Here is an 11,998-nt window from a genome sequence, read left to right as displayed (position 1 = left end):
AAACTATTGTTTTTTTTAACATTATCTAGTAACAGAACCTGATAATGATTGTACTGGACCAACTCCCATTCCTATTGGTGTATGATCCATAGCTGTAGCCGGTACCACATGAGCCAAAGGCTTTAATGTAAAAGGTGCTGGACTATTATCTGGACTAGGTTCTACAGATATAACTATAGTTTTTCCTTTTAAATCTACTGGGAAAGTCATTCCTGTAGGAGCATTTAATAAAAAATCTTCACCTGGAAAAAAACCATCTGTTCCATTTGGCATTGGTAATGCAACTGGCCCGCTATAAGGTGCTAAATCATCGGTAGCAGCTACATTAGTAAATGTTCCGGTACTTAGTGGCGTACCATCAATTACTGCCCAACCTTCATATTTCCACCCTGGCTGAAGTGTTGGTAAAGATAGACCTGCCACTGGAGCAGTACCTGAGTTATTTAAAAACCATACTCCACTAGACTCATTAGTCATGTCATTATCTGTTGGTGTTGCTAAAATATATTCCCCAGTTGATGTAGAAAAATCTCCTACTATTTCATTAGAATCTAGAGTTGCCATGTCTCCTGCAAAATCTCCTTCTAATATTTTAGTATCTGCAGGTAATGGATCTGGATCTACTGCTGGTTCAATTGATAAAACAAACTTTGTTGCTGCTGCTAATTGAGTTGTACTTACTTGAAATGTTTGCGGGAACGTTACAGAACTAAATGTTCCTGTAGATACAGGAGCTCCATTTACAATTATCCAGCCTTCATAAACATAATCACTTCCTAATGCTTCTAAACCACTAAAATCCACTGTTAAAGATGAATTTGTTGGTATTTGTATTGCATCATCATCATTACTACAAGAAGTGGCAAGAAAACCTAATGCCAAAACTCCTAAAATCATTCTTTTAATCATTACTTTGTTTTTTATTTATTAATATAAATACAAAGCTATATTAGAAAAGAGTAGTAAAATGTTAGCTATCTAACATTAAGCCATTTTTTTATATAATCTTATTTCATGTCTATTAAAATCAAGTACTTCTCCTTCTTTTAATTCATTTATTAAAATGTTTAATGTTGGTCTAGAAGTACCAATAAGAGAAGCTATATCTTTTTGTGTGTACGGGTGTTTTATTATGTGATCTCCTGTATTTGGACAATCATAACCATAGTCTGTACATAATTCATCTAAAAACTCTAATAATCTTGTTTTAGTATCCTTAAACATTAGAAGCTGAAGACGTCTTTCTAATTTTTTAAATTTAAGTCCTATAAACTTATACACCTTGAAACTAAATGTTTGATTATCTCTCATTAATTCGTGCATAGTTTCCACTCCTATTGGGCAAATGGATGTACTATTATCTAAAGATTGCGCAAATTCATCACGTTTAGATTCACCTAAAATAGCTTTTTCACCAAAAAGCTGTCCTTTTGACAAAATTGCTTTTACTACTTCTTCTCCTTGTTCACTATAGTATCCTATTTTAACCTTTCCTTTTTCTATAAGGTAAACTTTATTGGCCGAATCTTCAGTAAAATAGATGTAATCTTTCTTTTTATAAGCATCAAAATCATGATCTTTTTTATATGCCTTAAACTTGTGGGGACACAAAACTTTGAAGAGATTTGTGTCTTCAAAAAACCAAAGTGAATTCATTTTGAGTACGTTTTAATATTAGATCTAGTTACTATAGTCTGAATCCAAACTAATTACTTACTATAATACGTAAAAAAAAACGTTACAGATTTTATTATTGTATCTAAAACCCAATTTAAACTCCTTTAAAATTTGAACTTATTCTTTTTAAAAACTTAAATCTCGTTATTCTTATTAATTTTTATTGATGTAATTAACTGTTAATTTATCATTAAATAGTGTCTATTAGATACAAAAAAGCCATTCAATTTCTTGAATGGCTTTCTACAATTTTTATAAATTATATTAAGCGTTCTCTTTCTTAATTAAATTTAATGCAGAACCTTCATTATACCAATCTATTTGAGACTGATTATAAGTATGATTTACTTCTATAACATCTTTAGAACCATCTGCATGTACAAACTCTATATTTAAAGTTTTACCAGGAGCAAATGCATCTAAATCTAAGAAGTTTATAGTATCATCTTCTTGAATTTTATCATAATCTGCTTCATTAACGAATGTTAAACCTAACATACCTTGTTTTTTTAGGTTTGTTTCATGAATACGAGCAAATGATTTAACAATTACTGCAGCAACACCTAAGTGTCTTGGTTCCATTGCAGCATGCTCACGTGAAGAACCTTCACCATAGTTATGATCTCCAACAACAACCGTACGAACTCCTGCAGCTTTATATGCTCTTGCCGTATCTGGCACTCCGCCATACTCTCCAGTTAACTGGTTTTTAACGAAGTTTGTTTTTTGACCAAAAGCATTTACAGCACCAATTAAACAGTTATTAGAAATATTATCTAAGTGTCCTCTAAAACGTAACCAAGGTCCAGCCATAGAGATATGATCTGTAGTACATTTACCAAAAGCTTTTATTAAAAGTTTAGCTCCTTTTATTTCATTTCCAATAGGTACAAAAGGTGTTAATAGTTCTAATCTTTCTGATGTTGGACTAACTACAACTTCTACTCCACTTCCATCTGCAACAGGCTCTAAATAACCATTATCTTTTACTTCAAAACCTTTTGGAGGTAATTCCCATCCAGTTGGTTCATCGAACATTACTTCTTCTCCATTTTCATTTATTAACTTATCTGTCAACGGGTTAAAATCTAAACGTCCAGCTACTGCTATTGCTGCAGTTAATTCTGGAGAAGCAACAAAAGCATGTGTATTAGGGTTACCATCTGCACGCTTTGCAAAGTTTCTATTAAACGAGTGAACTATACTATTTTTTGGTGCATTTTTAGGATCGCTATATCTAGCCCATTGCCCAATACATGGTCCACATGCATTAGTAAATATTTTAGCATCAAGTTTTTCGAATATTCCAAGAATACCATCTCTATCTGCCGTATATCTTACTTTTTCTGAACCAGGATTAATACCTAATTCTGCTTTCATTTTTAAACCTTTATCTAATGCTTGTTGTGCAATTGAAGATGCTCGAGATAAATCTTCATAAGAAGAATTAGTACAAGACCCTATTAATCCCCATTCTACATTTATTGGCCAATCGTTTGCTTTAGCCTTTTCTGTCATTGTATTACCAACTTCAGTAGATAAATCTGGTGTAAACGGTCCATTTAATAACGGTCCTAATTCTGATAAATTAATTTCAATTAATTGATCAAAATATTGCTCAGGATTTGCATATACTTCAGGATCTGCTGTTAAATAATCTTTAACTTGGTTTGCTGCATCTGCAACATCTGCTCTTTCTGTAGCACGTAAATAACGCTCCATAGATTCGTCATAACCAAAAGTAGATGTTGTTGCTCCAATTTCGGCTCCCATATTACAAATAGTACCTTTTCCTGTACAAGACATTGCGTTAGCACCTTCTCCAAAGTACTCTACAATTGCTCCTGTACCACCTTTAGCAGAAATAATACCTGCAACTTTTAGGATAACATCTTTTGGAGCTGTCCAACCAGACAATTTCCCTGTTAATTTAACTCCTATTAATTTAGGGAATTTAAGTTCCCAAGCCATACCTGCCATAACATCTACAGCATCTGCTCCACCAACTCCAATAGCAACCATACCTAAACCACCAGCATTTACTGTGTGAGAATCTGTACCAATCATCATTCCTCCTGGAAATGCATAATTTTCTAATACTACTTGATGAATAATTCCTGCTCCAGGTTTCCAAAAACCAATACCATATTTATTAGAGACTGACTCTAAGAAGTTAAATACTTCACTACTAACATCGTTAGCATTTTTTAAATCGGTTGCTGCTCCATCTTTAGCTTGAATTAAGTGATCGCAATGTACGGTTGTTGGTACTGCTACTTTATTTTTTCCAGCTTGCATAAATTGCAATAAAGCCATTTGAGCAGTAGCATCTTGACATGCGATACGATCTGGTGCAAAATCTACATAATCTTTACCTCTAGTAAACGCTTTTGTAGCTTTACCATCCCAAAGGTGATTGTATAGAATTTTTTCTGAAAGTGTAAGTGGTTTACCAACGACTTCACGAGCTGCATCAACACGTTCTGCCATTTGAGCATAAACCTTTTTAATCATATCAATATCGAATGCCATATATAATAATTTTAGGTTGAATTTTAGTTTATATTTCCGAAAGTTTCGGTTCGCAAATCTACAAAAATCAACACACATTAAAAAATTTGTAATCAATCACGAAAACGTTTGCGAACTTGCTAATATATTAGAAAAATAAGAGTCTTATTTTATGAAAATGATAATTTTATATTTAAAAAAATCACAAATTGACAAGCCCTAAATTATGAATCGATAAAAAAACTGATTTCATAATCATAAAATTTTACTATTTATAAATAAAAAACAGTTATAGAAATAAAATTATGTAGTATTTATTTACTTCTTAAGAAAGAATTTCAGTAGTATAATTATTAAAGCAATAAGACTTGCTGCTTGCATAAAAGTACCAATTGACAAAATTTGGACTCCATAAGGCCAATGTTGAATTTTAAATAAAACCCCAACTATAATAAATACTATTCCAACAACAAAAAGTACTAAAGGAACAATAAGTTGTTTAACCTTCATTTAAAATAGAGACTTGATAATCTGTTCTTCGGTTACGCCTTCAGCTTCAGCTTTATAGTTTTTAATTATTCTATGACGCAAAATACTAGTAGCTACTGCTTGAACATTTTCAATATCTGGTGAAAATTTACCATTTATTGCAGCATGAGTTTTTGCTGCTAAAATTAAATTTTGTGAAGCTCTTGGTCCTGCTCCCCAATCTATATATTGCTTAACTAAATCTGCTGCTGTATCTGCATTTGGTCTTGTTTTTGCCACCATTTTAACAGCATATTCAATAACATTATCCGCTACAGGAATACGACGAATTAACTGTTGAAAGTCTATAATCTCTTTAGCATTAAATAAAGCATTTACAGAAGGTTTAGCATCACTTGTTGTTGCTTTTACAACCTCTACTTCTTCATCAAATGTTGGGTAATCTAAGTTAATTGCAAACATAAAACGGTCTAATTGTGCTTCAGGTAAAGGATATGTTCCTTCTTGCTCAATAGGATTTTGTGTTGCTAAAACAAAATATGGTAAATCTAATTTATAATGGTGACCAGCTACAGTGACTGCTCTTTCTTGCATTGCTTCTAATAATGCAGCCTGTGTTTTTGGTGGCGTACGATTAATTTCATCTGCTAAAATAATATTAGCAAAAATTGGCCCTTTAATAAATTTAAAGTTTCGACTTTCATCTAATATTTCACTACCTAAAATATCACTTGGCATTAAATCTGGTGTAAATTGAATACGCTTAAAATCTAATCCTAAAGTTTGAGCAATAGTATTTACCATTAACGTTTTTGCTAAACCAGGAACACCAATTAATAGTGCATGACCTCCAGAAAAAATTGAAATAAGGATTTGATTTACAACATCTTCCTGACCAACTATAACTTTGGCTATTTCTTTTCTTAATTCTTTATACTTTGTAACTAACTGGTTGATAGCGTTTACGTCTGACATTTATTATTATTTCTTTAGCCAATTATTAGTGAATTCACAATCTTTATAAACACCTCCAATTTTTATATAGGTATCCATTATTTTTTCTTCTTGCCATTTAGCAATAGCTTTTAAACGTTTTTCGTTTAAAGCTAATTCTTTAATTTTTAAGAAATCTCTAGAAAAATTAGCTTCATGTTCATCAATTCTATCTGAAACTGTGTAAATTTTATATTTAACGTTTCCAGTTCTAGTATAATCTGACACTATTTCTGTAACTTCATTTTCTCCTAAATCTTGTATTTCTGTATAGATTTCTGTAGGCATTTTAGTAAGCGGAAATGTAAAATCTTGAGTTTCTGGATTTCTAATTAATCCGCCTTCATATTTTGTTTTAATTTCGTCACTAGCTTCTCTTGCAGCATCTTCAAAACTAATATCACCAGCAATTATACTTTTTCTTACTGTTTCTAACCTTTCTTTTGCTTCTTGCTTTTCAGCTTCTGAAACTTCTGGTATCAATAAAATGTGACGTGCGTCATACTCTTGACCTCTAATTTTTTCTAAATAAACTATATGATATCCATATTCTGTTTTGAAAGGTTCAGAGATTTCTCCTTCTTGCATAGAAAATGTTACTTCTCTAAATTCTTTTACCATTTGTGGCTTAGCACGATTCATTGTAGGTAAACGACCACCTGTTCTTTTAGAACCTGTATCTGCAGAATTAAATAAAGCTTTAGCACTAAAACTAGCGCCGTTCTCTTCAACATCTTTTTTAAACCCTTTAAGTTTATCGATAACTTTTTGCTCAGCTTCTTTTGAAACCTTAGGTTCTATAACTATTTGAGCTACCTTTAATTCTGTTCCAAAAACTGGGCGTTCTTCTTTTGGTATATCATTAAAATATTGTCTTACTTCATCTGGAGTTACTTCAACATCATCAATAATTTTCTTTTGCATTTCTGAGGCTAATCTGTTTGCTTTATTAATTTCAAACATTTCATCTTTTAAGCTCTTTAAATTGTCTTTTTTATAGAACTTAAGCATTTCTTCTTCAGAATTATTAAAGTTTACTTTAAACCTATCTACTTGTTGATTTACATAAGAACGAATTTCTGCATCATTTATAACAATACTATCTTGTATTGCATGATGAGCGTATAATTTATCTTCTAATAATCTACCAAACAACTCACAATCTGAAAACTGAGACAAATCGTTGCCATTAGCTTTTAATTGTAAAATTGTCTTATCTACATCACTATCTAAAACTATATATTCTCCAACTACGGCAGCAACACCGTCAACTTTTATTTCAGAAAAAGGTTTTACACTATCAGCAACTTTTGTTTCTGTTACTGCAGTATCGTTTATTATTTCTTGTGCAAACATACTGCTAGCAACAAAAAAGGTTAAGCTAAAAGCTTTAAGGTATTTCAAGTTATTTATAAATTTCAAATTGTTTATTTTTAATGGCATCTTTTGTAATGTCTTTTTCTAATTGTCTAATGAGTTCTAGTTTCCGTTTATTAATAACAATTTGATTAATTGTTGGATTAACGTATTCTAGTGGAGCAATAGAGTTTCTTGTTTGCACCTCATTAATTTGCATCAAATATAGTCCTAATGAATCTTTGAGTTGTATAAAATTAGATTTTTTTAACAGTTCATTTTTGTTTTCTGTTGTAATAACAGGAATTTTAATGATTGCTTGATCTAAACGAATCCATGCAGAATCGTTTAAAGAATATGATCTAAATTGTATGGCTATAGAGTCTAAATGTTTTTTATCACTTAAATTATAGCGTTTAAACTTTTCTTTTATATCACTCAAATCAAGTCTATTATTATCTAAGTTGATATATCTAAATTTTATAAGGTCTTCATTTAATTTAAAAGCTTCTTTATTATTTTCATAATACGCTTCTGCTTCTTGGCTTGTTACTAATGTATCTAAACTCTTATATACTAATGCTTCTAAATACGCTTTACTATATAAATCACTTCTATATTGCTTTACTAGTCTATCGAAATCTTTTTGAGTACTCTCTTCTAAATTTAATGTAGCTCCATTAACTAAGAGTTGTTCTGTAGCCCAACGGTTTATATAATCATTAACTATTATTGTGCTATCTTCTTTAGTATAATTTTCTGGTAGAATATCAAGAATATCGTCTTGATACAAATAAGCTTCATTTACCCTTGCAATAGCATTTTCGTCTGTAGATGACTTGAAAAATTTACAAGACACCAACACCACAATTATTAATATGTAACTAACTTTTTTAATAATTATTGATTTTTAATTTGTTCTTTAACTTTATTTAAAACGTCTTGATTTAACTCTATTTTGTATTTAGATGCCAGAGTTTTTAACCATGTTTTCTCTTTAGCTGTTTGAAAATCACTTATAACTTTTCCTTTTGCTTCTTCAAAAGTTTTCTCAGCTTTTGGTAAAATAGTTTTAACTTTTACTACTACGAATGCGTTATTATGATTATATATTTTAGAAACGCCTTTTTTAAATTTGAAACCCTCTGGTAACGCTTGATGCTTTTTATCCATTTCTGAGGTAGTAAAACTTACATTTACTTCATTATTAGTATTTAAAATAGTTTTTATTTCTTCTACTGTTTTTCCTTTCTCTAAAAGCTTAGCCACTTTTTTAATATTCTTTTTCTTAGCAGAAGACCCAACAATGGCATCTACTCTTTCATTAAAGAAGTAATCTTTCTTATTCTTATTATAATAATCTTTAACACCAATAGAATCGCTCTTTGCAGCATTCCATATTTCTGTTTCCATTAAATCAAAAAGTAATAAACCATCTCTATACTCTCCAGCTATTTGAGCATATTCTTCATTTTCATTAATTAAATTTTCTTCTTGAAACTTTAATAATTCACTATTCATATATGTTTCATAACTATTTTCAACGATTGTATTTAATGATTTTATTCCCGACTTTCTTCTTTGACTTTTACTTAAATGCTGAGCAAAATCTTTATAAATAAATGATTTGTCGTTTATAGAGAAAAGTTTTTTATCGCCTTGAAGATCTTTAGGAATAGACCATTTACCAGATATAAAGTCTTTAGTGATAATAGATTTAAAATAATCTAATGCATTTGGATTTTCTACAATATTGTATTTAGCTTTTAAATTATTAATACGAGAATCATTAATTAATTGAGATCTAGAATCGCGTTTAATTTTAGACTGTAATTGCGATTTCATATCTTCAAAAGAGGCTAGTGGCTTTTTTTCTATAAGTTTTACAATATGCCATCCAAATTGACTTTTAAATGGTTTAGAATAGCTTCCTTTTTTTATTAAACCAAATGCTTCTTTTTCAAACTCTGTAGAACTAAGTTCACCACCAGAAAATGGTTTTAAAAGACCACCATTACTTGCAGAGCTTTTATCTTCAGAAAATTGTTTTGCTAAAGCTTCAAATACTTCTCCTTGTTCTAAACGTTTGTATATATCTTTAATTTTTTCTTCATCGCCTTTTATCATTATATGAGCTGCAGTTACTTTACCTTGAGATGCTCTCTTATCTATTACTTTTACTATATGATAACCAAAACGTGTTCTAAATGGCATTGAAACATCTCCAACTGCAGTATTATATGCAGCGTTTTCAAAATCATAAACCATTTTAAACGTCGAAAAATAGCCTAAATCTTCAGCATATATAGTTTTTCCATTATGAACTTCTTTTTGTACTGCTTTGTATCCTTCTTTTAAAACACGATCTCTTAATTTTAGCATTTCATTATATGCTACTAATGTATCATTAGGATTCGCATTTTGATTTACTCTTATTAAAATATGACTAGCGTTAACCTCTTCTTTCAATCTATTATAAGCTTCTTCTACTAAGGCATCTGTTACTTTAGTATCGTTTAAATAATTTCTAGATAATTGGTTTTTATAGCTTTCATATTCTCTTATATATGAAGGCTTTTTATCTAAACCTAGTGCTTTTGCTTCTTGAAGTTTAAGTTTATAATCAATAAATAATTTTAAATAACCATCAATATCCTTTTGAGCTTCTTCTTTTACTAAGTCTAGATTTTTATTATAAACTCTTGAGAATTCAGACGCATATACAGGATTTCCATCTATTGTAAAAATAATATCTTTCTCTTGAGCATTTAAACTAAAAATAGTTATAAAAAATAAGCTAAAAAGACCAACTAGAGTTTTAAGATTCATAGGTAATTTATTTTTTTTCAAGTGTTGCAAAAATAATAATATTAGGCTACTATACAAGTACAATACTAAACGATACTATATTTAATTTATTTTGTTATTTATACGAATAAAGTCTAAGCAATAAATAGTGCTTCTATGTTAGAATTAAAACTGTGTTTAAAAAGTCTATAAAAAAATATTATTTAAATTATAATTATCCTTTTAATCGAATAAAAAAATCATTTAGCGGCGCTTTTATGCTGTCTCTTTATTTTTATATAACTTTCAAAAAATTGTTATAAAACACTTATGAAATATACTTCTGAAATTATTATTGAAGTTCCTATTGAAGTCTTTGTAAAAAAAATGGATAATCAAGATAACATGAAGCATTGGCAACGTGGTTTACAAAGTTATGAACATATACATGGTGAACCAGGTAAAACCGGAGCCAAAATGAAATTAAATTATAAATTTGGCAAAAGACTTTTAACCTTAACAGAAACAATTACCAGTAACAATTTACCAAATGCCTTTCATGTTAACTATGATACAAAAGGCTTACACAATGTTCAAAAAAATTATTTTGAGAGTACACCAGAAGGTTATACAAAATGGATTTGTAAAAGTGAGTTCATCCCAACAGGGCTTATAATGCATTTTATGACGCTATTGATGCCAAAAACATTTAAAAAACAATCTATGCAGTATCTATCAGATTTTAAAAATTTTGTTGAAAAAGGAATTTCTGTTTATAATGCGTAAATTAAAACTTATCTGGGATTTTCGAGGACCTGATGCTCTAAAAATTGCAGAACATCACGAAATACATTTAAAGCAATATGTACTTCTTGAAAAACTCTCACTAAATATTACAGGCTTTCAATCTTTAAATGAATTCCATGCCATTGCTTTTTTAGTGGTCAATGAAGATGAAATGAAACCTGTTAGAAATGCACTAAAACCTCACCGCGGTCAATTGTACACATTATAACATGCTGTGAAACAGATAATAATAAAAAAAACAGCGTAAAACCTACTAAAACAGTATAGAATAATAAAATTCTCGTATTTCAACGAATTCAATGAGTATGCATTCAAATGACTCCATTTAGCAGATAAAATAACGTTTTGTCGATTTAAATTGCATTTCATAGAAAATACAGATTAAAACATATTAATAACTAGCGTTTTACCTACAAATAGTGTATTTTTATCGAGCTATTTAAAAACCCAACTCTTATGAATATTTTTTCAACAATACTTTTATCCGTAGTTTTTTTATTTAATGTAAACACAAAAGACACTACAGAATTTACTGCATATAGTTATGATATAGAATGTAATGATTCTAATAATGACGAAGACCCTGTAAATCCAATTATAATAAATAATGCCAACATAGGAATATTCCCAGGAGAAACTCATCCAGGTAATAAAACTTTTATTCCAAAAACAAGAATTAGCCCAGAACTTAGAGACTTTATTGTTACTGGAATACAAGCAGCTGATGATGGTACTGAAATTGTAATTTACGCTACATATGGAAATATCACATTATTAGCTAATCACCAAGATTCTTCAATAGGAAATAGAATTGAACAAAGTTCTAATATGACAATAAATCAAGGTGATTTTGCAGAACTTACTTATAATGCTACTATAGGTAAATGGATAATAAATAGCATTCAATAAAGAATACAATAAATTATTATAAAAAAATCAAGCCTGTTGGGCTTGATTTTTTTTGTTTAATAATATTATCTTAAATTATTTATACCTAGTAATACTTATTAAGTATTGAACGATAGAACTAATATATAACGTTTTTTTATCCATAAAAAGCTTAAAGAATGCTTTCTTTCTAATTAGGAATAACATTTACTAAGCAACTAAATATAACGTACAAGTAGCAAAAATAGGCTAATTGAACTACCAACTATCTATTTAAAATAAAGCACGCTCTAAACCTCTTAATATTGAGTTATAATTTATTAAGTCTTTTAGACTAACTACAATAGAACTTTGTATAACTATTTTTTATTATATATGCTCGCATATATAATAATTAATACACTCTATAGAAAATAGATAGATAGATAGATAGATAGATAGATAGATAGATAGATAGATAGATAGATAGATAGATAGATAGATAGATAGA

Annotated in this window: 10 protein-coding genes; 3 read left to right on the top strand and 7 right to left on the bottom strand. The window is 29.5% G+C overall.

The annotated features are described in order from the left end of the window. Window positions 1-21: 21 nt before the first annotated feature. The 7 genes from Q0997_RS18585 to Q0997_RS18555 all read right to left on the bottom strand — a co-directional run bounded on the left by Q0997_RS18585 (window position 22) and on the right by Q0997_RS18555 (window position 9,855). Complete coding sequence (locus tag Q0997_RS18585; RefSeq protein ID WP_299891766.1) at window positions 22-909, bottom strand: anti-sigma factor; 888 nt, start codon at window positions 907-909, stop codon at window positions 22-24. Between the two features lie 75 nt (window positions 910-984). Further along, window positions 985-1,656 carry a Crp/Fnr family transcriptional regulator gene (locus tag Q0997_RS18580; RefSeq protein WP_299891764.1) on the bottom strand — a complete coding sequence of 224 codons (672 nt, stop codon included), beginning with the start codon at window positions 1,654-1,656 and terminating at the stop codon, window positions 985-987. A gap of 285 nt (window positions 1,657-1,941) precedes the next feature. Further along, entirely contained in the window at window positions 1,942-4,209 is a 2,268-nt protein-coding gene (locus Q0997_RS18575; RefSeq protein WP_299891762.1) for an aconitate hydratase, read from the bottom strand. Between the two features lie 489 nt (window positions 4,210-4,698). Beyond that, the gene (locus Q0997_RS18570; RefSeq protein ID WP_299891759.1) at window positions 4,699-5,652 is read right to left on the bottom strand and encodes a MoxR family ATPase; all 954 of its coding nucleotides are present in this window, start codon (window positions 5,650-5,652) and stop codon (window positions 4,699-4,701) included. 6 nt (window positions 5,653-5,658) lie between these two features. After that, on the bottom strand, window positions 5,659-7,092 hold the full coding sequence (locus Q0997_RS18565; RefSeq protein WP_367180224.1) for a peptidylprolyl isomerase: 1,434 nt from the start codon (window positions 7,090-7,092) through the stop codon (window positions 5,659-5,661). Next, the gene (locus tag Q0997_RS18560) at window positions 7,076-7,885 is read right to left on the bottom strand and encodes a peptidyl-prolyl cis-trans isomerase (protein ID WP_367180223.1); all 810 of its coding nucleotides are present in this window, start codon (window positions 7,883-7,885) and stop codon (window positions 7,076-7,078) included. Before Q0997_RS18560 ends, Q0997_RS18565 begins: the two co-directional genes overlap by 17 nt. A gap of 41 nt (window positions 7,886-7,926) precedes the next feature. Continuing rightward, window positions 7,927-9,855 (bottom strand): peptidylprolyl isomerase, encoded by a 1,929-nt coding sequence (locus tag Q0997_RS18555; RefSeq protein WP_299891751.1) that lies wholly within the window; start codon window positions 9,853-9,855, stop codon window positions 7,927-7,929. Between the two features lie 288 nt (window positions 9,856-10,143). Here Q0997_RS18555 and Q0997_RS18550 point away from each other — a divergent pair, with 288 nt between their 5' ends. The 3 genes from Q0997_RS18550 (at window position 10,144) to Q0997_RS18540 (ending at window position 11,529) form a co-directional block, all read left to right on the top strand. Then, complete coding sequence (locus Q0997_RS18550) at window positions 10,144-10,599, top strand: SRPBCC family protein (protein ID WP_299891748.1); 456 nt, start codon at window positions 10,144-10,146, stop codon at window positions 10,597-10,599. Next, complete coding sequence (locus tag Q0997_RS18545) at window positions 10,592-10,828, top strand: hypothetical protein (protein ID WP_299891835.1); 237 nt, start codon at window positions 10,592-10,594, stop codon at window positions 10,826-10,828. The genes Q0997_RS18550 and Q0997_RS18545 overlap by 8 nt, the downstream gene beginning before the upstream one ends. A gap of 248 nt (window positions 10,829-11,076) precedes the next feature. Next, window positions 11,077-11,529, top strand: coding sequence for a hypothetical protein (locus tag Q0997_RS18540; RefSeq protein WP_299891746.1), 453 nt, complete (start codon window positions 11,077-11,079; stop codon window positions 11,527-11,529). The last annotated feature ends 469 nt before the right edge of the window (window positions 11,530-11,998 follow it).

Source organism: uncultured Lacinutrix sp., assembly GCF_947500325.1.
Taxonomy (GTDB): domain Bacteria; phylum Bacteroidota; class Bacteroidia; order Flavobacteriales; family Flavobacteriaceae; genus Lacinutrix.
Note: the sequence above shows the minus strand (reverse complement) of the source record. Positions and strands in the feature narration are given on the sequence as shown.